20 protein-coding genes are annotated in these 24,793 nt (G+C 71.5%); 2 read left to right on the top strand and 18 right to left on the bottom strand.

Going from position 1 to position 24,793, the window contains the following annotated elements; genetic code table 11:
• Positions 1-43: 43 nt before the first annotated feature.
• The 8 genes from BLR04_RS24020 to BLR04_RS23985 all read right to left on the bottom strand — a co-directional run bounded on the left by BLR04_RS24020 (position 44) and on the right by BLR04_RS23985 (position 9,938).
• On the bottom strand, positions 44-1,939 hold the full coding sequence (locus tag BLR04_RS24020; RefSeq protein ID WP_245740447.1) for a pseudouridine synthase: 1,896 nt from the start codon (positions 1,937-1,939) through the stop codon (positions 44-46).
• Positions 1,936-2,553 (bottom strand): SMC-Scp complex subunit ScpB, encoded by a 618-nt coding sequence (scpB, locus tag BLR04_RS24015; RefSeq protein ID WP_090769375.1) that lies wholly within the window; start codon positions 2,551-2,553, stop codon positions 1,936-1,938. Before scpB ends, BLR04_RS24020 begins: the two co-directional genes overlap by 4 nt.
• 289 nt (positions 2,554-2,842) lie before the next feature.
• Positions 2,843-3,661, bottom strand: a complete 819-nt coding sequence (locus tag BLR04_RS24010) for a segregation and condensation protein A (protein WP_090769275.1) — start codon at positions 3,659-3,661, stop codon at positions 2,843-2,845.
• Entirely contained in the window at positions 3,658-4,596 is a 939-nt protein-coding gene (locus tag BLR04_RS24005; protein WP_245740445.1) for a ParA family protein, read from the bottom strand. The genes BLR04_RS24010 and BLR04_RS24005 overlap by 4 nt, the downstream gene beginning before the upstream one ends.
• Before the next feature lie 117 nt (positions 4,597-4,713).
• On the bottom strand, positions 4,714-5,619 hold the full coding sequence (gene xerD / locus BLR04_RS24000) for a site-specific tyrosine recombinase XerD (RefSeq protein ID WP_090769271.1): 906 nt from the start codon (positions 5,617-5,619) through the stop codon (positions 4,714-4,716).
• 15 nt (positions 5,620-5,634) lie between these two features.
• Positions 5,635-6,246: an NUDIX domain-containing protein gene (locus BLR04_RS23995; protein WP_090769269.1), complete on the bottom strand. Its 612-nt coding sequence runs from the start codon at positions 6,244-6,246 to the stop codon at positions 5,635-5,637.
• Positions 6,243-7,907, bottom strand: coding sequence for a CTP synthase (locus BLR04_RS23990; protein WP_090769267.1), 1,665 nt, complete (start codon positions 7,905-7,907; stop codon positions 6,243-6,245). Before BLR04_RS23990 ends, BLR04_RS23995 begins: the two co-directional genes overlap by 4 nt.
• A gap of 963 nt (positions 7,908-8,870) precedes the next feature.
• Positions 8,871-9,938: a hypothetical protein gene (locus tag BLR04_RS23985; protein WP_143022167.1), complete on the bottom strand. Its 1,068-nt coding sequence runs from the start codon at positions 9,936-9,938 to the stop codon at positions 8,871-8,873.
• Between the two features lie 277 nt (positions 9,939-10,215).
• On the opposite strand from BLR04_RS23985, the gene BLR04_RS23980 reads away from it, so the two are divergent.
• The gene (locus tag BLR04_RS23980; protein WP_342672293.1) at positions 10,216-10,833 is read left to right on the top strand and encodes an acyltransferase; all 618 of its coding nucleotides are present in this window, start codon (positions 10,216-10,218) and stop codon (positions 10,831-10,833) included.
• Positions 10,834-10,881: 48 nt separating this feature from the next.
• Positions 10,882-12,006 (top strand): nitronate monooxygenase, encoded by a 1,125-nt coding sequence (locus BLR04_RS23975; RefSeq protein ID WP_090769260.1) that lies wholly within the window; start codon positions 10,882-10,884, stop codon positions 12,004-12,006.
• Between the two features lie 21 nt (positions 12,007-12,027).
• On the opposite strand, the gene BLR04_RS23970 is transcribed toward BLR04_RS23975, so the two are convergent.
• The 10 genes from BLR04_RS23970 to BLR04_RS23925 all read right to left on the bottom strand — a co-directional run bounded on the left by BLR04_RS23970 (position 12,028) and on the right by BLR04_RS23925 (position 24,792).
• On the bottom strand, positions 12,028-12,633 hold the full coding sequence (locus BLR04_RS23970; RefSeq protein ID WP_090769258.1) for a response regulator transcription factor: 606 nt from the start codon (positions 12,631-12,633) through the stop codon (positions 12,028-12,030).
• Positions 12,611-13,771, bottom strand: a complete 1,161-nt coding sequence (locus BLR04_RS23965; RefSeq protein WP_090769256.1) for a sensor histidine kinase — start codon at positions 13,769-13,771, stop codon at positions 12,611-12,613. The genes BLR04_RS23970 and BLR04_RS23965 overlap by 23 nt, the downstream gene beginning before the upstream one ends.
• Before the next feature lie 108 nt (positions 13,772-13,879).
• Positions 13,880-14,524, bottom strand: coding sequence for a response regulator transcription factor (locus tag BLR04_RS23960; protein ID WP_090769255.1), 645 nt, complete (start codon positions 14,522-14,524; stop codon positions 13,880-13,882).
• Positions 14,521-15,690 carry a sensor histidine kinase gene (locus tag BLR04_RS23955; protein ID WP_090769254.1) on the bottom strand — a complete coding sequence of 390 codons (1,170 nt, stop codon included), beginning with the start codon at positions 15,688-15,690 and terminating at the stop codon, positions 14,521-14,523. The genes BLR04_RS23960 and BLR04_RS23955 overlap by 4 nt, the downstream gene beginning before the upstream one ends.
• Positions 15,669-16,472 carry an ABC transporter permease gene (locus tag BLR04_RS23950; protein WP_090769252.1) on the bottom strand — a complete coding sequence of 268 codons (804 nt, stop codon included), beginning with the start codon at positions 16,470-16,472 and terminating at the stop codon, positions 15,669-15,671. The genes BLR04_RS23955 and BLR04_RS23950 overlap by 22 nt, the downstream gene beginning before the upstream one ends.
• Complete coding sequence (locus tag BLR04_RS23945) at positions 16,469-17,416, bottom strand: ABC transporter ATP-binding protein (protein ID WP_090769250.1); 948 nt, start codon at positions 17,414-17,416, stop codon at positions 16,469-16,471. The genes BLR04_RS23950 and BLR04_RS23945 overlap by 4 nt, the downstream gene beginning before the upstream one ends.
• Before the next feature lie 49 nt (positions 17,417-17,465).
• Positions 17,466-17,774: a hypothetical protein gene (locus tag BLR04_RS23940; RefSeq protein ID WP_090769248.1), complete on the bottom strand. Its 309-nt coding sequence runs from the start codon at positions 17,772-17,774 to the stop codon at positions 17,466-17,468.
• A gap of 174 nt (positions 17,775-17,948) precedes the next feature.
• Positions 17,949-19,337, bottom strand: coding sequence for a SagB/ThcOx family dehydrogenase (locus BLR04_RS23935; RefSeq protein WP_090769246.1), 1,389 nt, complete (start codon positions 19,335-19,337; stop codon positions 17,949-17,951).
• Positions 19,334-21,583, bottom strand: a complete 2,250-nt coding sequence (locus BLR04_RS23930) for a TOMM precursor leader peptide-binding protein (protein ID WP_090769244.1) — start codon at positions 21,581-21,583, stop codon at positions 19,334-19,336. The genes BLR04_RS23935 and BLR04_RS23930 overlap by 4 nt, the downstream gene beginning before the upstream one ends.
• A 32-nt stretch (positions 21,584-21,615) precedes the next feature.
• Entirely contained in the window at positions 21,616-24,792 is a 3,177-nt protein-coding gene (locus BLR04_RS23925) for a DUF4135 domain-containing protein (protein WP_090769242.1), read from the bottom strand.
• Position 24,793: the final 1 nt, after the last annotated feature.

Raw genomic sequence — 24,793 nt, 5'->3', positions numbered from 1 at the left:
GAGCCCGCGCGAAGACTCACGCGGGCTCCTGCGTCCGGTCAGATTACAGCTTCACCGCGGCGTACAGGTCGCCGACCTCCTTCAGGCTGAGCGACCTGATGGTGCCCGGCTTCGTCCGGCCCAGCTTCACCGGCCCGAACTCGATCCTGGCCAGGTCGATCACCCGGTGACCTGCCTCCTCCAGCATCCGCCTGACGACGTGCTTGCGGCCCTCGTGCAGGACGACCTCGACCAGCGCCTGCTGGCCGTGCTCCTGAACGATCGCGAAGCTGTCGGCCCTGGCGAGGCCGTCCTCCAGCTCGATGCCCTGCTTGAGGCGGCGTCCGAGGTCGCGCGGGATCGGCCCCGGCACCTTGGCCCAGTACTTCTTCTGCACGCCGTAGCTGGGGTGGGTCAGCCGGTTGGCCAGCTCGCCGTCGTTGGTGAGCAGCAGCAGGCCCTCGGTCTCGGTGTCGAGCCGCCCGACGTGGAACAGCCGCGGCGCCAGCTCCTGGACGTAGTCGGCCAGGCACGGACGGCCCTGCGGGTCCTCCATGGTGGAGACGACGCCGATGGGCTTGTTCAGCGCGTAGTACACCAGGTCGGGCGCGGTCGGGATGCGCTTGCCGTCCACGTGGATGATCTGCTTGGCCGGGTCGACCTTCGCCCCGAAGCGGCGTACCACCTGGCCGTCGACGGTGACGCGGCCCTCGCCGATCATCTCCTCGCACGCCCTGCGGCTGGCGACGCCCGCCTGGGCGAGCACCTTCTGCAGCCGGACGCCGTTGGGGACCTCGGTGGTGTCGCGCTCGTCGGTGTAGCCCTCGGGGAACAGGTCGCGGTCGCGGATGGGCTGGCGGGCGGCCTTCACGCGGGCGTGCTGCGGGCTGCTGACGGCCGGCCGCTCGGGGCTCTGCCGCCTGTTGCCCCCGAGGGTCTGCACGTCGTCGCGGCGGGGCGTGCGCGCGGGGCGCCCGTCGCCGTCGCGCCTGCCGTACCGGGCGCGGGTGGTGGCGGGGGCGGCGTCGTCCCGCCGTCCGCCGCGTCCGGCCTTGAAGCCGGGCCGCTCGTCGCCACGGCCCCGCTCGGAGCGGTCGCCGCCCGCATAACGGTCGGTACGGCTGTCACGACCGTAGCGGTCGTCCCGGTTCGGACGCTCATCACGTCCACCGCCGAACCGGCGGTCGTCACGGGAGAAGCGGTCGTCACCACGACTCGGACGGCTGTCACGGGAGTAACGGTCGTCACCACGACCCGGACGGCCTCCACGGTCGTCGCGGGCGTACGGACGCTCGTCACCACGGCCCGGACGGCTGTCACGGGCGTAACGGTCGTCACCACGACCCGGACGACCGCCACGGTCGTCGCGGGCGTCGCGGGCGTACGGACGCTCGTCACCACGGCCCGGACGGCCGCCGCGGTCGTCGCGGGTGTACGAATTGTCGTGGTAGCCGCGACCGGTGCGCTCGGGGCGACCGCCACGGTCGCCCGAGGAGAAGCCTCCCCTGTCGCCGCGCGAGAAGCGGTCGTCGCGCGCGTCACGGCGGTCGCCGTCGCCACCGCCGAACCTGGAGCCGCCCCGCCCGGCGCGCAGGGCGTCGCGGCCGTCGCCGGTCCTGGGGCGGAAGTCGTCACGGCGGGAGTCGTCGCGGCGGGAGTCGTCGCGGCGGGAGTCGCCACGCCCGGCGCCGCCGCGGAAGCCGCCCTCGCGGGAACCCGTGCGCTCGCCGCGGGAGTCGCCGCCCCGGTAGTCGTTGCCTCGGTAGTCGTTGCCCCGCGAGTCGTCGCGGGAGCCGTTGTCACGGTAGCCGCCACGGCGGCCGCCCTCGTCGCCGCGGAAACCGCCGCGGCCGTCACGGGCGTCGCCGGAACGGAAGGCGGGACGCCCGTCACGGCCCGAGCCGCCGGTGCGTCCACGACCGCGTCCATCACCGGACGGGGTGCTGCGCCTGTTGATCACTTTGTTGTCTCCTCAAGGTTCTCCACGTCGTCGGGGAGGAAGGGCGCGAGCTCGGGGAGCTCGCTCAGGTCCCGCAGTCCCAGACGTTCAAGGAAGTATGAGCTTGTCCGGTAGAGCACTGCCTGGCTCTCCGGGTCGGAGCCGGCCTCCTCGACCAGCCCCCTCGCGACGAGCGTGCGCATGACGCCGTCGCTGTTGACGCCGCGGATGGCGGCGACGCGGGCACGGCTCACCGGTTGCCGGTAGGCCACGACCGCGAGAGTCTCCAGCGCGGCCTGGGTGAGCCGCGTCTGCTGGCCGTCGCGTACGAACCGCTCGACCATTGGCGCGCAGTCGGCACGCGTGTAGAAACGCCAGCCGCCCGCCACTTCTCTCACATCGAAACCCCGCCCGGAGGCGGTGTATTCCGCCGACATGCCGCGCAGCGCGGCCGCGACCTCTCCTGTGGGCCGTTCCAGCACCTGGGCGAGGGTCACCTCGGCGACAGGCTCGTCGACGACCAGCAGGATAGCCTCCAACGCCGCCCGCAACGTCGGCGCCTCCCCACCGACCGCGTCATCGGCCGGGTCGTCCACGGCCTCACCCGCGTCCTCGGTAGCCGTGACAGTGGCCATGACCGTGGTCACGACGCCGCCAGGCTCCACGGAAGCGGCCTGCTCGGCGTCGGCGGAGGGGCCGTCAGGATCCAGGTCGGCGACCGGCGCGGCCCAGTCGGCCTCGAGGTCGGAGGCGCCGGTCGCGGGCACCGGCGCGTGCTCGTCCTCGACGGCGGGAGGCTGCTGCGCGGGGTCGTCCTCCCCGTCGGGAGGAGTCGGCTGGACGAGGGAGCCGGGAAGGGTCATCCAGGCGGGCAGGGACGGCTCGGAATCCGGGGACTTGCGCGGGTTGGGCAGGGGGTTGTCGTCAGTCATGTGATGGTTTCTCCGCGGATTCCTCGTAGTCGTCGCCCACCGCGACATCGCCGTCGTCAGAACCGGTCCAGGTCAGGTGCAGGTCGCCCAGCGGCTCGACCTGCTCGAACGAGACCGCCGACTCACGGAACAACTCAAGCGCCGCCAGGAACCGCGCGATGACCTCGTAGGTGCCCTCGCAGTCGGCCACCAGCGTGCGGAAAGTGGCCCGGCGCAACCGGCGCAGGCGCGAGACCAGGATGGCCGCCTGCTCCTTGACGCTCGCCATGGGCTGGTAGATGTGCCCGACGCTGACCGTGGGCGGCAGCTTCGGGGTGAACGCCTTCGCCGCGATGCGGGCGAGCTGCTCGGGCCCGATGCCGAGGATCAGCTCCGGCAGCAGGTTGGCGAACTGCTCCTCCATCGGCGCGGTGCGGGGGAAGCGCAGCGCCCCCTCCGCCATCCGCCCGGCGAAGACCTTGGCCACCTCTTTGTACGCCTTGTACTGCAGCAGCCGCGCGAACAACAGGTCGCGGGCCTCCAGCAGCGCGAGGTCCTCTTCGTCCTCGACCTCGCCGGACGGCAGCAGCCGGGCCGCCTTCAGGTCGAGCAGGGTCGCGGCCACCAGCAGGAAGTGGCTGGTCTGGTCGAGGTCCCACTCGGGCCCGCGGGAGCGGATGTAGGCGATGAACTCGTCGGTGACCTTGGAGAGCGAGACCTCGGTGATGTCGAGCTTGTGCTTGGCGATGAGCCCGAGCAGCAGGTCGAACGGACCCTCGAAGACGTCCAGGTGGACCTGGAAGCCCTGGGGTTCGGTCTGCTCTGCCGTCACCTCGCCATTGTGGCAGGTGCCGGCCAGCGCGACAGCACTTCGCGGGCCAGCTCACGGTAGGCGTTCGCGCCGAGCGACGACGGGTCGAAGGTGGTGATCGGCTCACCGGCCACCGTCGCGTCGGGGAAGCGCACCGTGCGGTTGATCACCGTGTGGAACACCTTGTCGCCGAACGCCTCCACGACCCGGGCCAGCACCTCGCGGCCGTGCAGGGTGCGGGCGTCGTACATGGTGGCGAGCAGGCCCTCGAGCTCGAGGTCCTCGTTGAGGCGCTCCTGGACCTTGGAGATCGTGTCCATCAGCAGGGCCACGCCGCGCAGGGCGAAGAACTCGCACTCGAGTGGCACCATCACGCCGTGCGCGCAGGTCAGCGCATTGATCGTGAGGAGGCCGAGCGACGGCTGGCAGTCGATGAGGCACACGTCGTAGTGCGGGAGCAGCGGCTTGATCACGCGGCCCAGCACCTGCTCGCGGGCGACCTCGGTGACGAGCTGGACCTCGGCCGCCGACAGGTCGATGTTGCTGGGCAGCAGGTCGAGGCCCTCGACGCCGGTCTCCAGCAGGACGTCCTCAGCGGTGACGCTGCGCTCCATGAGCAGGTTGTAGACGGTCAGGTCGAGCTGGAGCGGGTTGATGCCCAGGCCGACGGAGAGCGCCCCCTGCGGGTCGAAGTCGACCAGCAGCACTTTGAGGCCGTACTCGACGAGTGCGGCCCCCAGGTTGATGGTGGTCGTGGTCTTGCCGACGCCACCCTTCTGGTTGACCATCGCGACCACGCGCGCCGGACCGTGCACCGCGGGGGGCACCGGTTCGGGGAACACCGGTCGGGGTCGCCGCGTCGGGCCCAGGTTGACGCCGTTGGAAGGCGCGTTGGTCTTGGTGTCGCCCCAGGGGTTGTCGGGGGTCCCCGGGGTCGAACCCTTGGTCTCAGTCACCAGCTCGAACCTCCCTGACGATCCCGAACCGGACCGTCCGGACGGACACTATGGCGTCGCCACTTAACGCGGCAAGGCGGCACGCCGAGGGGGTGGCGTACGCCCAAAGACTATAGATCACTGCCGGGCGCGTGGATGCGCGGCGGCGTAGACCTCCCGAAGCTTGTCGACCGTGACGAGCGTGTACACCTGTGTCGTCGTGACAGAGGCGTGGCCGAGCAGCTCCTGGACCACCCTGACGTCGGCGCCGCCGTCCAGCAGATGGGTGGCGAAGGAGTGCCGGAGCACGTGGGGGCTGATCCCGGCGAGCCCGGCCCTTTCGGCGGCCGCCTGGAGCACCTCCCACGCGCCCTGCCTGGTCAGCCGCCCGCCGCGGGCGTTGAGGAAGACGGCAGAGGTGCCGCGCCCGTGGGCGAGCAGGCCGGGGCGGGCGCGTACGAGGAAGGCGTCGAGGGCCTGGCGGGCGTAGCGGCCGAGCGGCACGACGCGGGTGCGCCCGCCCTTGCCGCGCAGGCGCACCTGGTCGTGGTCGAGGTCGTCCACCGCCAGCCCGACCGCCTCGGAGATGCGGGCGCCGGTGCCGTACAGGACCTCGAGGAGAGCCCTGTTGCGCAGGGTCAGCGGCGCGCCGTCGGGGCCGGAGGCGGCGATGAGCCGCTCGACCTGGTCGACGGTGATGGCCTTGGGCAACCGGCGGGGCTGGCGCGGCGGGCGGATCTCGTGGGCGGGGTCGTGGCTGGTGACCCCTTCGCGCAGGGCGAACCGGTGCAGCCCGCGCACGGCGGAGACGGCGCGGGCCGCGGAGCTGGCGACGAGGGCGGGGCGGTCGCCGTCGCCCTCGCGCAGCGCGGCGAGGAACGCCCGTACGTCGTCGGCCCCCACCTCGTCGAGCTCCAGGCGGCCGCGCGACCGCAGGTGCTCGACGTAGCGGAGCAGGTCACGACGGTAGGACGCGAGCGTGTTGGCAGCCAGGTCTCGTTCCACCGCGAGGTGGGCGAGGTAGCTGGAGAGCACTGCCTCCACGAACCGGTCCTTCCGTCACGCCTCCGGGGCGTCGGCGGGGCGCAGGCGGGCGTACCCCTCAGCCGAAGCCGCATACGCGGCGAGGATACCGGCCACCGCCGGGGAATTGTGGATCATTCCCATGAGGGCCTTGTCGACCGCGTCGCCCAGAGGGACCCATTCGACCGGCATGCCGATTTCCTCATAGTGGGCGACGAAACTGTTCTCGTCCTCGGGGATCGGGGTCAGGTCGCGGGCCAGGAACACCCGGATGCGCTCGTCGGACATGCCGGGCGAGGTACGCAGGTCGAGCAGGGTGTCCCAGGTGGCGGCCCGGTAGCCGGCCTCCTCGGCGAGCTCACGCGCGGCGGTCTCGACGAGGGGTTCGCCCGGTACGTCGCGCAGCCCAGCGGGCAGCTCCCACATGAGCTGCCGCGCCGGGTGACGGTACTGCCGGATCATGAGGACGCGCTGCCGCTCGTCGAGCGCGAGCACGGCGACGGCCCCCGGATGCACGACGTAGTCGCGGTCGGCGACCTCGTCACCGGGCATCTTGACGCTGTCGGTGACGACGTCGATCACGTATCCGCTGAAGCGCGGTTTCGACGCGACGACGTCCCACGTCTCGGGCGTGTCCTCGATCTTCACTTGGCCACCTTGGCGCCGACGCGGCTGTCGGCGTAGAGGAGGGCGGCGCCGATGAGGCCCTTGAACATCGGGTTGGCCCGCGTCGGACGGGAGCGGAACTCGGGGTGGGCCTGGGTGCCGATGAAGAAGGGGTGGACGTCGGCGGGCAGCTCGGTGTACTCGACCAGGCGGCCGTCGGGCGACAGGCCGGAGAACACCAGGCCGACCCGCTCGAGCCGGTCGCGGTAGGCGTTGTTGACCTCGTAGCGGTGGCGGTGGCGCTCGTCGGCGGTGGGCTTGCCGCCGTACAGCTGGCGGGCGAGGGTGCCCTCACCGAGCTTGGCGGTGTAGCTGCCGAGGCGCATCGTGCCGCCCATGTCGCGCTCGCCGGCGACGACGTCCTCCTGGTCGGCCATGGTGGAGATGACCGGGTGCTCGGTGTCGGGGTCGAACTCGGCGGAGTTGGCGCCGGCGATGCCGGCCATGTTGCGGGCGGCCTCGATGACCATGCCCTGCATGCCGAGGCAGATGCCGAGCAGCGGCACCTTGTTCTCGCGGGCGTGGCGGATGGCGCCGATCTTGCCCTCGATGCCGCGCACGCCGAAGCCGCCGGGGACGAGCACGCCGTCGACGCCGTCGAGCTCGCGCTCGGCGCCCTCGGGGGTCTCGCAGTCGTCGCTCTTGACCCAGCGGATGTTCACGCGGGCGTCGTTGGCGAACCCGCCGGCCCGCAGGGCCTCGGTGACCGAGAGGTACGCGTCCGGCAGATCAATATATTTACCGACGAGGGCGATCGTGACTTCCTTCGCCGGCCGGTGCACGCGGCGCAGCAGCTGCTCCCATTCCTTCCAGTCGACGTCGCGGAAGGGCAGGCCGAGCCGGCGGACGACGTACGCGTCGAGCCCTTCGGCGTGCAGCACCTTGGGGATGTCGTAGATCGAGGCGGCGTCCACGCAGGAGACGACGGCGTCCTCGTCGACGTCGCACATGAGGCTGATCTTGCGCTTGATCGACGTCTGCACGGCCCGGTCGGAGCGCAGCACGATCGCGTCGGGCTGGATGCCGATGCTGCGCAGCGCGGCCACGCTGTGCTGGGTGGGCTTGGTCTTCAGCTCGCCGGACGGCCCGATGTAGGGCAGCAGCGAGACGTGCAGGAAGAAGACGTTGTCGCGGCCGACCTCGTGCCGGATCTGCCGGACCGCCTCCAGGAACGGCAGCGACTCGATGTCGCCGACCGTGCCGCCGACCTCGGTGATGACCACGTCGACGTCGGGGCCCGCCATGCCGCGGATGCGGTCCTTGATCTCGTTGGTGATGTGCGGGATGACCTGGACGGTGTCGCCCAGGTATTCGCCCCGCCGCTCCTTGGCGATGACGTTGGAGTAGACCTGGCCGGTGGTGACGTTGGCCGAGCCGTGCAGGTCGGTGTCGAGGAACCGCTCGTAGTGGCCGACGTCGAGGTCGGTCTCGGCGCCGTCGTCGGTGACGAAGACCTCGCCGTGCTGGAACGGGTTCATGGTGCCGGGGTCGACGTTGAGGTAGGGGTCGAGCTTCTGCATGGTGACCCGCAGACCCCGCGCCTTGAGCAGGCGACCGAGACTGGATGCCGTAAGCCCCTTGCCGAGACTGGAGGCGACACCGCCGGTGACGAACAGATGCTTGGTTTGCGATGCGCTGCGCAAAGGGGCTCCCGTGGCTCGAGGTGTGGTCGAAGTGTCCACGGGCTCTCAGGATATCAAACAACGCCCCTCACATGCCCGAACGGTCCCGCCCGGCGATGGCCAGGACCGCCTGGCGACTTGGCGGAAAACGCCGGAAACCCTTGCTCACCGTTGGATCCATCGGCCGGACCATCCCTCCGAACCCCGGTAAATCATGACTTTCCCATGGCGGACCGACACCCCATCGCCACCCTCCCCGCCACGAACCCCGCCGAGGGCCGGTCCACGCGCTCCCGCCGACCCGGCGGTCCGCGCGGCTGCCGAGGGATGCCGTCGCCGCGTTCGCCGTACGCCTGGAGATGACCGGCATGCCGGGACGGGCCGCCACCATGCCGCCACCGTGCCGCCACCGTGGACGATCTCGCTACGCCAGGGGCATCTCACCTGGTGCCGTCGTAGCTGTGCGTGCGCTGTCCGGCCAAGAACGTTACGGGTGGGCACACCGCCCCCGCGGGTCTGCAGCCGCCGGCCGGGCCGTCGCACTGGGGGTTCACACGCCCGCGACGCCGCACGAACCGATTCCCGGCTGATTGCTCTTCGGCGAGACCGTGGAAAAGCCTCCTTCTCCGTCTTGTTGTCAGAGTTCTGGCTTTTCCGCTTTCCTTGCGCCGAGCCGTGCGGCCATTCGTCAGCTTCTGTCTCCTGGTTCATATTCGAACGGGCCCTGTGGGCCTGCTCGGCTGCTACTGCCGGGCTTTCCGCATTTCGAAAAAGCGCCGCAATGGGCGCCCCTCCGGGTGCCCGCGCAGCGGCATCGACGCGGAGCATTGTCCGCGCCGATGCCGTGGTGGACGTCGATCCGCTCGATCCGTACCGCGACGGTCGGGCGGAGGCCGTCCATGGCCTGACGGCGATGGCGGGCCGGCACCGCGGCCTCCCCGCCGTACAGGGCCTGCGCCTGAAGACGCGCACCCGACGCCCTGGTTACGCGGGCCGGGCCCGTACGCCGGTGAACTCGAAGTCGTAGACCGTGCCGTTGACCTGGAGCCCGTCGACGGCGCCCACGAACGCGTCGTCCCTGCCCTTCGAGATCCCCAGGCTGTAGCTGATCACCGCTTGCGGCATCTGCGATCTGATGAACTGGAAGGTGCAGGGGCTGGCCAGGGTGCAGCCGATGTCAGTACCCGTGGCACCCGTGGCGAACCACTGGTTTCCCGATGCCAGCGCGTCGTACCGCTGCCAGAGGTTCTCAGTGGGGTTCGCGGGAGCGGACGGGCTGTCCGACTCGTTGGGCAGGTAGACGAGGCTCGTGTAGTTGGTCGTGGTGTCACGGTTGGGATCGACCTCGATGGTGATGTTCGGCAGGGTGACCCCGTCCAGGTCGTCGACGCCAGCGAACACCCAGTAGCTGAGCCTGCGGATCGCGTCCAGGTCGCCACCCGCGAAGATCCTCTCGTTGCCCCACATGATCTTGTCGGCCTCGAGCGGGGTGTCGGCGCCGCCGACGATGAGGCCGAGGCTGCCGGTGCCGTAGGGCGGCGCCTGGGTGACCGGGAACTGGCCGGAGACGCGTCCGTAGGGGCCCTCGCGCAGGACCGCGTTCGGCGTACCCAGGGTGTTACGGCCGATGATGCCCCACAGGGTGCCCGCGGCGTAGACCGGCGCCGCCAGCGCGTCCCCCGTGACCGGGTCCACGGACGCAGCCGTCGTGGACGCCGCGTCCGCCGTGGCGCCGGTGATGGCCGGCATCTTCGCGGCCGCGTCAGCGGTCGCGTCGGCAGGCGTGTCGACGGTCGCGCCGGCAGGCGCGTCGACTGTCGTGTCGGCAGGCGCGCCGACCGTCGTGTCGGCGGTCGTGTCGGCGGTCGCGTCGGCGGTCGCGCCGACGGTGACGGCCGGCGTCTTGGCGGCTGCCCCGGTTGCCGCGGCGGCGGAACCGGCCGGTGCCGGCTCCGTGTCGCCGTACGCCGACAGGGGGGCGGCTATCAGCGTCGCCGCGCCCAGGACGGCGAGGCCCGACAACCGGCCTGCCAGCAGTTTGGATGTGCTCACGAATCCCCCTTGAAAGGAAATTACTGCTTATCTCGCGCAAATCGGACATATAACTATTCGGCCCGATGGAGATCGCGAGCCATGTCATATCCTGCGGGAAAGTCGGCTAAGCGCGATGAATGGCGATTTGGCGAGGACCTTAATCGCGCCTGCACGTGCCCGCTCGACATTTCCCGCAGCCGCGTCGCACAGGCACGACGGCGACGCTCTCCCGCGAAGATGCCACATCGTCGCCCGAGCGGTAGCTTTGGTCGCTATGTCACTAGTTCGGCGGGCTTTGGCTGGTTTAGTGCACCGCTCCTACGCGGCGATCCGCCGCGCCGGCGCGATCACCCCGGCCACCCCCGCGGGATACCGGTTCCGCCGGATGGGCGAGGGCGTCAGCATCGCCTTCCCCCCTGGCGCGATCTTCGGTGAGCCCTGGATCGAGATCGGCGACCACACCCTCATCGGCGAGCGGGTGTCGCTGTCGTGCGGCATGGGCCCGGGGCTGGACCTCGGCCCCGACTCGATCCTCCGGATCGGCGGGAGCTGCTCGATCGGCAGGGGCTCGCACATCGTGGCGCACCAGTCGATCGACATCGGTGACCACGTGTTCACCGGGCCGTACGTCTACATCACCGACCAGAACCACGTCTACGACGACCCCGACATCCCGATCGGACGGCAGTGGCCGCGCAACAGCCCCGTCTCGATCGGCTCGGGCTCGTGGCTGGGCACGGGCGCCGTCATCCTGCCTGGCACGACGCTCGGCCGCCAGTGCGTGGTGGCGGGCGGCGCGGTGGTGCGCGGCGAGTTCCCCGACCACAGCGTGGTGGCCGGCGTCCCCGCGCGGCGGGTGCGCGGATACAGCCCCGAGCTCGGCTGGCACTCCCCTGTCCCGCTGGACGTCTGAGAACCCGGGGATGGACCGAAGGATGTTCTGACGGTTAGCGTCGTGTCCATGCGGACCTCCATCTGTGAGCGCCTGGGGATCGAGCTGCCGTTGTTCGCCTTCAGCCACTGCCGTGACGTGGTGGCCGCGGTGACGAGGGCGGGCGGCTTCGGCGTGCTGGGCGCGGTCGCGTACTCGCCCGAGCGGCTCGACACGGAGCTGAGCTGGCTCGACGAACGGGTGGGCGGCCGGCCGTACGGCGTGGACGTGCTCGTGCCGGGCCGGATCGACCCCTCCGCGCGCGAGCGGGGCGGTCACCTGCTCGACTTCGTCCCCGACCGGCACCGCGACTTCGTCACCCACCTGCTGTCCAAGTACGGCGTCAGCGCCTCGGCGCGGCCGCCGACGATGACGGCCGACGAGTTCGGCAGGCGGGTGACCGCGGCGGGCGCGTCGGTCCTCATCGACGTGGCGCTCAGGCACCGCGTCGGTCTGATCGCCAGCGCCCTCGGCCCGCCCCCGCCCGAGATGGTGGCGAAGGCGCGGGACGCCGGCGTCCCGGTCGCGGCGCTGGTCGGCACGGTCGAGCACGCGCGCCGGCAGGTGGAGGCCGGGGTGGACATCGTCGTCGCGCAGGGCACCGAGGCCGGCGGGCACACCGGCGAGGTGTCCACGATGGTGCTCGTCCCCCAGGTCGTGGACGCGGTCGCGCCGGTTCCTGTGCTCGCGGCGGGCGGCATCGCGTCGGGGCGGCAGATGGCGGCGGCGATGGCGCTCGGCGCCGAGGGCGTGTGGTGCGGCTCCGTCTGGCTCACCACCGAGGAGGCGGAGACACCGCCGGCGGTCAAGCGCAAGCTCCTCGCGGCCTCGTCGCTCGACACCGTACGGTCGCGGTCGCGCACCGGGAAGCCGGCCCGGCAGCTGCGCTCGGCCTGGACGGACGAGTGGGACTCCGGCCCCGAGAGCCCCGGCGCCCTCGGCATGCCGCTGCAGATGCTGGTGGCCGAGGGGGCGATGGCGCGCATCGCCGCGGCGGCCGAGAAGGGCGAGCCGGGCGCGGTGGAGCTGGTCAACTACTTCGTCGGCCAGGTCGTGGGCCAGCTCGACCGGGTCCGGCCGGCACGTGACGTGGTCCACGACATGCTGAGCGAGTTCGGTGACGCGGTCGAACGCCTGCGCCGCCTGACGGAGTGACGGCGGGACGCCTCAAGCGCCTCAGATCCAGCCCGACTCCGAGGCGATGCGTACGGCGTCGGTACGGTTGCGTGCCCCGGTCTTGGTGAGCACGCTCGAGATGTAGTTGCGCACCGTCGCCACCGACAGGTGCAGCTTGTCGGCGATCTCGCCGGTGGTGGCGCCTGAGCCGATGGCGACGAGCACGTCCGTCTCACGCTCCGTGAGCGGGCTGGCCGGTGCGCGCATCGCCGCGAACGCCAGCGACCCGTCGACGACCTGTTCGCCGTCCGCCACTCTGCGGATGCTCTCGGCGAGCCGCTCCGTCGGCGCGTCCTTCATGAGGAACCCGGTGGCGCCCGCCTCCAGCGCCTGCCTGAGCAGACCGGTCTGGGCCAGTCCGGTGAGGATGAGCACCCGGCACTCAGGAACCGCGCTCACCAGCCGCTCCGTGGCGGCGATGCCGTCCAGGCGCGGCATCTCGATGTCGATCACGGCGACGTGCGGCCGGCTGGACAGCGCCTCCGCGAGCACCCTGTCGCCACGTCCCGTCTCGGCCACCACCGTGATGTCGCCGGTGAGGTTGAGCAGCGCGACCAGCGCACCCCGTACGACTCCGTGGTCCTCAGCCAGCAGAACTCGAATCACCCGCGGCCACCCTCTCCAACCCGGGATCGGCGGGCAGGTCCACCCGCACGGCGAACCCGTCGGCGCCGTTCCTGCCGACGGTCAGCGTTCCACTCATCCTTGCCACGCGCCTGTCGAGCCCTCTCAGACCGGACCCCCACACCGGCTCCCCACCAGCGGGGACGCCGTCGTTCCAGATGAGCAGGCGCACGCGCCCCGCGTCCTCCTCCAGCTCGATCACGCAGCTGGTCGCGGCGCTGTGCCGGACGATGTTGGTGGCGGCCTCGCGGACGATCCAGCCCACGGCGTTGCCCACCTCGGCATCCACCTCGTCCAGGCACGTCCGGACGATGCAGCTCGCTCCGGACAGCTCCAGCAGGGACACCGCCGACGACAGCTCGGCTCCGACGTCGAGGGTGCGCCGGCCGCGTACGACGTCCTTCACCTCGGCGCGCGCCTCGTCCGCGATGGCGCACGCCGTGCGGAGCTCCTGCGCGGCCTGCCGGCGGTCGGCGTCGACCAGGGCGATGGCCAGCTCCGTCTTGAGGGTGATGGCGGTCAGCGTCTGGCCCAGCAGGTCGTGCAGCTCCCGTGCGACACGCATCCGGTCGAGGTCGACGGCCGCCTCGGACAGCTCCGCGCGTACGGCGCGCAGATCCCGCTCCAGCCGGACGTAACGCAGCACTCCGAGCTGGAGCAGCACGGAGACGAGGAGACTCGCCGCGGCGATGACCGCCGAACCGCCGTAGTACGGGTCGATCGCGGCGACCAGGGGGATCTCCGCGAGGGTGACCGCCGCGACCACCGCCCACGCGACCCGGCCGGGAAGCCACAGCACGGCCAGCACGGCGACGACGCCGGGAAGGTAGAGCAGGAAGTCGCCGAAGGCGAGCGCGGCCACGTAGACCGCGACCGCGGACAGCACGACCGTACGGGGGCCTCCTGGCGGCCGGTCCTGCCCCGTGACGTAGCGGACGGCGGCGGCCGCGTAGGGCACGAGCAGCAAGGACAGCAGTACGGCCAGAACCAGCGCGTCGAGCGGGGAGGCACGCAGCAGCAGGGCCGCGGCGGGCAGCCCCGCCCACGGGAGCGCCACGCCGGCGATCGCGATGCCGGCCGGGCGGCCCGCACGGCGAATGTCGTGTAACAGGTCACGCACTGCGGCCTGCGCTGCGTCCCTACCAGTCACCGGTCATCCCCTGTGTGTCCGGCACCCACGACCCCGTCCATCCTGACAGGCACCGGTCTCACGATCAACCGCCGTAGGTCAGCCGTTGGCGGCGGTCGTCCGTACGCCCAGCCAGCCGTTGACCATCGCCGCCCGGACCGCCTCCTCGTCAGTACGTCCTCCGGTCTTCAGTCTCGCGGCCGCCAGGTAGTTGCGGACCGTGTGAGCCGACAGCCCGAGCCGCCGGCTCAGCTGGTGGATGCCCTCGCCGGCGGCCACGGCCGCGAGCACGCTGACCTCCCTGGGCGTCAGGGGGTTGGTGTCGACGTCGGCGTCCGCGTCGAGTGCGTCGTCGGCGAGCTCCATGTCGATGACCCGCTCTCCCCTTGCCACGGCGCGGATCGCGTCGGTCAGCCGGTGCGCGGGGGCGTCCTTGACCAGGAAGCCACGAACGCCCGCCGCCATCGCCCGCTCGAAGTTGCCCTGGGTGCCCACGCTGGTCAGGATCAGCACCGGTGGCGGCCTGTCGAGCTGCCTGAGCCGGTCGGCGGCCTCCAGCCCGTCGATGCCGGGCAACCCGATGTCCAGCAGGGCGACGTCGGGCCGGGACTCGGCCACGGCCGGCAGGATGGCGTCTCCTCTGTTCACCTCTCCGACCACGCGGATGTCGGGCTCCTCCGACAGCAGGGCGATCAGGGCGCCTCTGATGAGGTCGTGATCCTCCGCGATCAACACTCTGATCATGATCTCTCCCGTTGGGAAGGGACGAGCGTCGCCGCCGCGGGCTCGCGGGGGACGTCCAGGACGAGATGGAACCAGCCGTCCTGGGTGGTGCGCCGGGTGCTGGTGCCGCCTACCTGCGTCAGCCGCTCCCGTACCCCGGCCAGGCCGCTGCCGTCGGTGTCGGAGCTCTCGGCCAGAGCGCCGTCGTTGGACAGGCCGATCCTGATCCGGCCCCGCTTGTCGTCCTGTTCCACGGTCAGGTTGCACACGGTCGCCCGGCTGTGCCGCAGGATGTTGGTGGCCGCCTCCCGTACGGCCCAGGCGAGCGCCACCTTGGTCGCGAGATCCAGGGTGGCGGGTATGTCGTGGAAGTCGCAGCTGATCCCCGCGGCCTGCAGCACCCGGCGCACCCCGCCCAGCTCGCGCTCCAGGGACATCTCGCGGTACCCCTTGACGACCGCCCGGACGTCATGGAGGGACCGGCGGGCGATGCCGTGGATGTCGGAGAGCTCGGCGTGCAGCCGCTCCCGCTGCTCGGCGGAGATCCGCATGGCGAGCTCGGTCTTCATCGCGATGACCGACAGATTGTGCCCGAGCACGTCGTGCAGTTCCCTGGCGAACCGCAGCCGCTCTTCGGTGACGGCGAGCGTGGCCAGCTCCTGCCTGGTGCGGTGCAGTTCGCGCAGCAGTGCGGCGAAGAGCACCAGGCCCACCAGCGCCCCCGCGGTGAGCAGGTTCTGCAGCGTGCCGTACCCCACCCACGTGGAGCCGCCCAGACGGGTCAGGACGGCTCCGGCCACCAGGGCCCCGGCGAAGCCGGCGAAGGCCCGCCATCCCCGGAGCGTCAGGGCGAGGGCCAGTGGCGGCATGAAGCCGATGACCAGCCATGACGGCCCCACGACGAAGGGGGCGGCGACCGACAGGCCGGTGGTCGCGGCGAGCACGGGCACATCGGCCCGGGTGGGCCGGTCGGCCACGGCGGCCATGACCAGCCACAGGTAGCCGGCGGTCAGGCCGGCCAGCAGGACCACCGCGGCGGCGGCGTGGCCGGAGGGCAGGGTCCTCAGCACCTCGGCGACGGGAATGGCCACGAAAGCGGCCATGGCCACCGCGAAGCCGCCCGCGGTCACCCGCGCGACCAGGATCGTTCGGGGTCCCGCCCCGATCAGCCTCGCCGAGGCTCCCACTTGAACCACCTCGTCGCGGCCCACAGCGCGGCGATCAGCCACACCGCCAGCACGATCCAGCCCTGCCCCATCACCTGGAAGCCCTCGAGCACGCCGATGTCCGCCGGCACGGCCGAACCCTGCTGGTGGACGAAGTCCTGACCGAGGTAGGCGGTGCGGATGCCGTTGGCGATCGGCGTGAAGGGCAGGTAGGACAGCGGCACCTGCGCCCAGTCCGGCATCTGGGAGACCGGGTAGGCCAGGCCGGACAGGCCGATGGTCAGGAGCAGGAAGGGCAGACCGACGAAGACCGTCATGCCCTGTGCCGGGATGCGCCCGCTCACCGCCACGGCCATCGCGGCGAACACCGCCGTCCCGGCGATCACCGTGGCGATGAGCAGCGCGGGATTGACCGGCAGGGCGATGCCGTGCGCCACTCGCGCCAGCGCGATCAGCAGGGTCACCTGCACGAGCACGACGACGGTCACGCAGAGGATCTCGCCCGCGAAAATGGCCAGGTCGGGCAGCTCGGTGCCGCGCAGGCGCTTGAGTATCAGCTGCTGCCTGCGCTGGACCAGCACTTCCAGGAGGTTCATGAAGGCGAGCATCCCGAGCGAGAGCACTAGAACCCCGGTGACCAGGTACGCCCGTACGCTGGCTCCGCCCCACGCGGCGTCGGGCATCATCAGCGGGAACAGGCCACCGACGACCAGCGGGAAGCCGAAGCCCATCGCCACCATCGCGGGAGTGCGCCAGAAGAGCTTGTGGCTGAGCCGGAACTGGGCGAGCGTGTAGGCGGTCACTTCGGCGCCTCCTGCCGGTCCCCGTCGGCGATGACACCGTCGGCGATGTCACCGTCGGCGATGTCGAGGAAGACCTCCTCCAGCGTTGCCTGCCGGACGTCGAGCCCGGCGATCCGCACACCGTTGGCGTGCGCCCAGCCGAGTACGGCGTGCGCGACGGACTCGGGATCAGCCGTGACGATCACGCACCGCTGCCCGGTCACGTTCGGCTCGTGTCCCGCGCCGAGCGTCAGGCCGTCCAGGTCGGTGCCGGGCGGCATCTCGAAGGCGACCCGCCCCGTGCCGCGGCCGAGCACCTCCGCCATGGTCCCGTACGCCATGATCCGCCCGCGGTCCATGATGGCCACCCGGGAGGCCAGTTCCTGGGCCTCCTCCAGGTAGTGCGTGGTCAGCAGCACCGTGGTGCCCGCCTCGGTCAGGTCGCGCACCAGGCGCCTGACCCTGCGGCGGGCCTCGGGGTCGAGCCCGGTGGTCGGCTCGTCCAGGAAGAGCAGTTCGGGACGGCCCAGGACGGCCAGCGTGATGTCGAGCTTGCGCTTCTCGCCGCCCGACATGTGCTTGACCTTCGTCCCGGCCTGGTCGCCGAGGCCGACCAGGTCGAGGGCCTCCTGCCTGGGCCTCGCGCCGGAGGTGAAGCGCCGCCAGGCATCGACGGTCTCACCGGCGGTCAGCTCGCCGAACAGGCCGGACTCCTGAAGGACCAGGCCGGTCCTGGAGCGCAGGGACCTCCGGTCGGCCGGATCATGACCGAAGATCTTCACCGTGCCGCCCGAGGGCTTCAGGTAGCCCTCCATGATCTCGATCGTGGAGGTCTTGCCCGCGCCGTTGGTGCCGAGCAGCGCGAACACCTCGCCGCGGCGCACCTCGAAGGAGATCCCGTCCACGGCGGTCAGGTCGCCGTATCGTTTGCGCAGATCGGCGACCTCGATCACCGTCTCGTCCATGCTCGCACTCCTGTCCTCCCGACGCGGCCGCGGCCCCTGGCCCCGCCTGTCAGCTTCCGCTGGACCCCACGGTCCACGCCGTCAGGGCGGAGCCGCCTATCGAGCTCACCGAGCTGGCTGAGCCGAGCGAACCTCCAGCGGCGGACTCCAGCTCCTCCACGTCGAACTCCCCCGCGGGCCTGTCCGGGAGCGGGGGTGTGACCACGCCTTCCGGGTAGGCGATGCCGAACTCGGCCAGCATCGGCCGCGGCCGGCGTTCGTACCGTGCCTTGATCTCCTCGTCGGCCCACGCGGCGGCGATCAGTCGCGCGAACTTCCTGCGGTCCTCGTCACCGAGGATGTAGACGCTCTCGCCCATGGGCCCCTCCTTGCGGGTCGCCGGGCGCGGCGATGCGTCCGGCTCCACTGCTGCCACGATCTCGTCGCCTGCGCCGACCGGCCAGATTCAAATGACACCTCCAGCTCATGACGAACATCACAGGTCCGCTGCCCGGCCCCGCCCTTCGGGAGCGGCGCCGATCGTTCGCTCAGGTCACGCGCGTCCGATGAGGAACTCGCCGACCGAGGACTCCGCCACCCAGTCGAGCCCGAGCAGCCGGGCGGACAGGTCCGCATCGCCGCTGCCCAGCCCGCAGGGCGCCAGGCCCATCGCGGTCGCCACGAGGTAGAAGGTCTGGTAGAGCACGCCCACGTTCTTCAGGACGGTGGCGTAGGCCATGCCGGCGTACTTCCACGACACCCGCCGGAACCTGGCCGTGACGATGATCAGCACATCGGGCACGACCGCGCCGGCGGTGGCCTGGTGGGCTGTGGCCAGCGCGGCCTCGGCGTCCCCGGCGCGGTGTGCCAGCTCCACCAGGTGATGGCCGAGCGGGTCGTAGTAGTAGACGCCTGCATCGAGCCCGTCGCAGCGCCGTACGACGAGGTAGAGCTCCAGCTCGTAGGTGGCGCCCCCGCCGGGGTACGGCCGGGCGCTCGCCTCGTACGGCATGGAGTCGTTCGGCTCCAGCAGGCCCTTGACGCGCGCCGACCGGTACAGCAGCTCCCCCAGCTGGGCCGCGGTGGGCGGCTCTGGAGCGTAGTCGCGTACGGAACGCCGCGCCTCCAGGACCGCGTCCAGCGGCGGTAGTTCCGTCGGTTGCGGGCGCTGCAGCGGCACGACGCGGCCGTGGGGCGGAGGTTTGATCGCGGGTTCCGGCTCCAGCTCACCCAGGAAGCGGAAGGTCGCGCCGAACTCACCGTCGAACCTGCCGAGCCGGCTGCGGCTGTGGAAGAGCAGATCGTGGAAGTCCCATGGGCGCAGGGCCGGGTCGGTGTCCTCGGGGAAGTCCCCGTCCACGGCGACGTCGACCATTCCGGCACCCGCCAGGTAGCCCAGAGCCTGGTGCGCATCGGCGACGGCCGGCAGCCCGCGGGACGCCTCCACGACCGTCACCGGCCCGGCCAGGGCCGCCACCAGGGGCATCGCCTCCGAGCCCAGTTCCACCCGATGTCTGGCCAGCGGCGACTCGAGTACCAGCAGGGAGCCGTGCCGCCGGACGACGGCGAATCTGGACAGGCGCACCTTGTCGGTGGGAGCCAGGGCACGCGGTTCGAAGGCCGCTTCGCGCGTCACCGGCACCACTCGCACCAGCCCATCCAGTGTGTGCACCAGCATGTCGTCCAGCCGGGCCAGCGCCAGATACAGCGTGGCGATCTCCGCGCTCGAACCGCCGTCGACGGCGAGCCGGTCCACCAGGTGCTCCACGGTGGCTGGCCGGTCGCGCAGACCGGCCAGCAGGGCGGTGATGCGCGGGCCGAGACCCCGTACGGCGACCCTGCGGAAGGGGTGGGCGATGACGGTGACGTCGCCGTGCAGCCGCACGTCCGCGTCCGGGCGGAGCGCGACGGCGGCGGTCACGGGAGCCGCGACCGCGGTCACAGGAACATCGTGATGGGGTTCATCTGGTCCTCCGCTGTGGGCTCGGCCAGCCAGCCGAGCCGGACGGGCACGTCGTAGAGCCGGCCGGGAGCCAGGCGCCGCCAGAAGTGGCGCAGCCCAGGCACGATGACCTTCACCACGGGCAGGCCGATGTCGGGCCTGGTCTGGTCGAGGACCAGCATCTCCATGCCCCTGTCCTCGACCACCGCGCGGGCCGTCGCGATGTCGTCCAGCAGGTCGCCGGTGGGGGGCCGGCTGTGGGCGGAGGGCGGCACCGGCGAGCCCGACGGCGTCAGGTAGGGGTGCTGCTCGATCCGGGCGGTCTTCCACCAGCGCAGTTGCTCGCCGTCGGGATACCGGTAGCGGGTGCCCTTCTCGGTGACCTGGATGACGGCGGGGATGAACTGGTTCATCTCGGCCAGGGCGCGCTGGACGGCGATGCGCGGGTCGAAATGGGCCCCGAAGGCCATGAGGATGTCCTCGGTGGGGCCCGTGGTTCTGCGGCTGATCGCGGCGGCCACCGGGATGCCGAGGTCGTTGGTCAGGTCGAGCACGTGGACCTCACGGTTCAGGCCCGCGTACACCTCGAGGAACTCCGCGATCCACGGGTCGCGGAAGGCCTCCAGGTCGAAGGCGGGACGGCGCAGCCGGTTGTACCACCACACGGCGACGGCGTCGCGTTCGACCAGTTCCATGAAGCCCTGCAGGACGGCGTCCTCGACGGAGGAGCCCGCGGCGTTGCCGTTGGAGTCGGACCAGGCGTAGATGCGGCCCGGCACCCGCGGATAGTAGTAGTACAGGTAGCCGGTCGGCAGGTACTTGTGACGCTGCTCCGTCAGCGACCACACCGGGGTCCAGTCGATGTCCGCGCTCTCGTCCAGGGGGTCGTTGACGTAGGTGTAGGTCGAGGCCCTGATCCCGGTGGGGCGGTCGCGGAACTGCGCCTCGCTGTAGAGCGCGCAGGCGTTGGGATGCACGGCGTCATCACCGAGGGCGCGCAGGCTGGCCCGGGTCCTGGCCTCGTCCCCCTGGAAGATGCCCGAGTACCGTTCGATGGCCTCACACATCGCACTGACCTTGGCCTGAAGGTCGGTCATGCCCTTGCCACAGCTCTGGCTGCGCAGGCCCGTACGCAGCTCGCGCAGGTCGTGCACCTGGCGGGAGAAGTTGTGTCCCGCCATGTACGTCTTGATGAAGGACGTACCGGTGTCCTGCTTGACCAGCTCGCGCACCACCCCGGTCACCGGACTCACCAGATGGCCGTAACGCTCGGCCGTCTCCTCCGGGTGCCGCGAGCGATGCCCGCCGTCGGCGGTGAACGACTTGGGGCGCGAAACCAGCTCGACGGGCCGGGCCGTCTGCGCCGCAACCATGGACGGATCACCGCACTCCGGGCATTGCACCCTACGCCGCAGTTCGTGCCGGGTGGCGCCGAGCACATGCGTGTCCACGGTGATCACGTCGCCCTGCTGGTCGTTACGCACCCCCGCCAGCCATTTGAGCGTCTCGGCGGCGATCATCCGCAGCCCCGCACCGCGGGTGAGCGGCAGTTCGGCCGCGGGCATCGGCAGCGGGCGAGGACTGTGCAGCCGGTCCTCCAGGTACGTCAGCCCCTGGCGATGCCCCTCCAGCCGCTGGGACAGGCAGCGCCAGCACCCGCCCCCGGAACCCGGCTGGAAGATCGGCCCCAGCCACAGCACCGGCCCGCCCGCCCTGGCCAGCAGCCACGGCCGGCCCTCGGCCAGGTGCCGCCGGTTGATCTCGGCGAGCTCCTTCCTGATGTAGTCGTCGGTCAGCACGACCGTCAGTCCGGGGTCCGCGCTCGTTCCGTCGCTCACCCGCACGCCCTCGTCGGCCAGCAGCACTGCCAGTTCCTCATGGGGCACGTCGCCCACGGCGAGCACCTCCACAGCCGCTCCGGTGATGCCGGCCACCGCCTGGTCGGCCGAGCGGCCGGCCATCTCCCAGTAGGCGGCGGCGCGCGGCTCGACCGCCTCGGTGACGTCCACCAGGAATCCCTGTTCCCGTAACTGGTGCAGGACGTAGAAGACCTGCTCGGGCGGAATCTCCGGCTCGACGGCGGCAAGGATCTCCGTCACCGTGTGCTTCCCGTCGAGGAGGCCGGCGAGCGCGCGGACCGTACGGCCGGTGAGCACGTGCAGGTCGCGCTCGGACACCAGGTACACGCCTTCCCCGTCCACCGTCTCCACGCGATGGTGTCGGCGGAAGCTGGGCCGCACGTCCATATGAACCCCTTTCGTCAGTGTTGAGCGCGCGTTCAGTTCACGAGGCGGAGCGAGTCCACCTGGTCGTCGGCGAATCTGAGGAGGGTCAGCCCGGCGGCGGCCAGCCCGTTGACGGCGGACAGGGTGAGCCGGTCCGCGCGCCGCCGGTCGGAGAACCAGCGCCCTGTGCGCTCGCGGCGCCGGAGCAGTTCGCCGACCAGAGCCTGCGCGGTGGCGGCCAGCCCGGCGTCGCCGGCCAGCCGGGCCGTGTGCAGGGCGAGTTCGGCGTCCACCACGAGCCGCTCGCACGAGCGGCGCGCTCGCGGCGCGCACTGCCGGGCCACGCGCTCGCGCAGCTCGGCGGAGACGTCACCGGTGAGCAGGTGATCGGCGGCGACGGCGGCGAACAGCGAGCCAGGGGTGTCGAGCGCGAACCGGTGCCCGCTCACCGCCTCCAGGGCGGGCTCCATCCGGTTGAGGGCGTCCGCGCTGCTGGTCAGCGCCCACACCAGACCGTCGGTGCCCGAGGGCAGCCCGTCGAGCACACCCATGCCGGGCGGGTACGGCTCCCGCGTCCGCCCGGGAACGGCCGGTCGCGTCAGCTCGGCCAGCAGCTCACCGTGCAGCCGGTCCGCGAGCTCGTCGGCGGCCGGGATCGGGGTGACCGCGACCTCGCGCAGCTTGTGCACCGCCTGCAGCAACCCGGCGCGGCCGAACACCGGCTCCGCCGTGGTGTTCCCGTCCAGCTGGGCGGCGGCCAGCGGCAGCAGCTCCGCCGCCCGCCGGACCAGTTCGGCGTCGGCCAGCGGGCCGCCGCACCGGCTCAAGGCGTAGATGGCCGCACCCGTGCCCACGAACGCGCCCACGGGGCTGGTCCCGCCGGACATCCGGCGGAAGAAGGCCGAGCGGGCCGACAGCGTGGCGAACTCGACAGTGGCGTCCAGAGCGTCCTGTGCCGCCGTCCAGTGGCTGGGCGCGCCGGTGTCGGCGTACAGCTCGGCCAGGAAGACCGCCAGGCCCGCCGTTCCTGTCAGCAGGTCGCCCTGGAGCGGCTCGACCTGGTCCAGACCGTGGGCCGGGTAGCTGACCACGCCAAGCCAGCCACGCCGATCGCCGGACGCCCCGCCGAGCGGGACGGCCGTCGCGAGCACCGACTCGGCGATCTCGGTCGCCCGGGCCAGCAGCACCTCGGTCGGCGGCCCTTGACCGGCGGCGGACTCGGCGAAGGCCCGAAGGCCGAGCTCGGGCAGCGTACGAGGCGGGCGGCCGGGAGCGGGGACGTCGGCGGCCGGCGGGGCGGCTCCGACGAAGTCGAGGCAGGTGTGCAGGACCGCCACGTGCTCCTCGACGGGAAACCCGGTGAGGCCGGCGATCCGGTCCGTCAGCCGTTGCCAGGCCGTGCCCTCGAAGTGGCCGGGGATCTCGACCTCGTCAGGGGTGAAGACCGACTCGGACCGGGGCAAGGAGACGAACAGGGGTACGTCCATCCGCCGGAACGCGTCGATCTCCTGCTCGACGATCTCCAAGATGTCCGACCTGGCGGAGTCCTCACGCAGCGTCTCCCTGGCGCTGCGGAACAGGTGGGCCAGGCAGATCTCCCTGGCCACGCCGTCGACGAGGGAGGCCGGGCTGAGGCTGCGGCCCAGCAGTTCCACGCAGTCCCACGTGCTGCGCCAGATGTAGCGGACCGGCGCGTCGCGCAGCAGCGCCAGCGGCCCCGTGGGGTCGGCGAGCAGCTCACGGTTGCGTTCCAGGCAGTCCTGCATCATCCGGTAGCCGGCCGCGACCTCCTCCGGGTAGTCACGGGGATCCGCCAGGCCGCCGTCCACGAGACTCGGGCGGTACGGCGGGGCCTCCCACCCGGGGGGATATCCGTGGGAGTTCTCCGCGACCTGCTCCTGCAGCGCGGCCATGCAGCCGATGTCCTGAGCCCGCACGCCGCCGGCGATCACCCGGGGGAAGGACACGACCGCGGTCTTGGCCACGGTCTCCTCCACCCGGCCCCACAGGCTCTGGATGCGCTCGCCGATGAGGGACGGCTTGCTGATGCGCGCCTGCAGCACGTTCTCCAGGTCGATGAAGGCGGGCCGCTCCCCCACCGCGACGAGGTTGTCCGCCCACAGATCGCGGCATTCGAGCAACTGCGCGAGCCTGCTCATCATGCCCAGGCGGGTGTAGTAGCGGCGGGCACTCTCCTCGTCGTCGCAGGGCAGGGCGGTGACGTACTCCTCCCAGCCGTAGCCGTCGCGCCTGATGACGTGGCGCGTGTGCAGGTCGAGAGGGAGGCCGTGGTTGTTGAGCAGGGTGCACACGTCCATGAGCCCGGCGACCGAGCGCAGGTCCTTGGGCTTGTAGACCACCCGCTGCCCGGAGGCGAAGGTCAGCAGCGTGACGACCCTGCCATGGTTGTGCAGGTCGCCCGAGTCGCCCGAGTAGCCCGTCACGGGTCCTGGGTCGGCCCATCCCCAGAGCGTCCTGCGCAGTTCGGGCAGGTCTGCGCCGAGCCGGTCGAACAACTCGTGCACCACACGCCGCCACTGCAGGCACGCCATGCCCATGACGTACGCCAGACCCGGCAGCGTCTCCAGACGGTCCAGCCAGCCCGCCTGGCTGACGTCGAAGCCGGGGGTACGCAGCCAGCCGAGCGCGTCGTTGTTGCTCCCCGACATCTGGGCCTCGAAGGCGAACCCCGCGTAACACACCTGGGTGAGCCGTTCGATGAGCTGCCCGGCGATGTCCTCGCGGGCGTCAGCGGTGACGGGCACACCGCGCACGTGCCCCTCGGTGAAGTCGACCAGCCGCTTCACGGCCCTGCGGAAGGCCACGAACGGCGCGCCAGGACGACCCGCGGCCGGGTCGGCGGCGGCCGTGGGCGGCTGCGCCAGCAGGAAGTCGACCAGGGCGTACGCCCATTCCGGCAGCCTGCGGGGGTCGGTCACACGCACGTCCACCAGGCCCGCGCCGAGATCCCTCCCGGATCGGCGGCGGTGCTGGAACAACGCCCGCCGGGCGCTCTCGTCGTCGCCGACCGCCGCCTTGAGCCAGCGGGCGGTACGTTCCGAGGCCTGTCGCGGGTTGCGGGTGGGGACCGGCGTGAAGAACTCGCCGGAGACCCGTTCGGAGAAGGGCGCGGCCGTCCCGAGCACCGCGATCAGGCGCTCGTCCCCGCCCGGCACGGCCAGCAGGCCCTCCGTCTCGGGGTCGGCGTACCCGTGCAGCACGTCAGTCATC

The sequence above is a fragment of the Nonomuraea maritima genome, assembly GCF_900100395.1.
Lineage (GTDB): Bacteria > Actinomycetota > Actinomycetes > Streptosporangiales > Streptosporangiaceae > Nonomuraea > Nonomuraea maritima.
The sequence above is the reverse complement of the archived record's forward strand: the minus strand, read 5'-3'. Positions and strand labels throughout refer to the sequence as shown.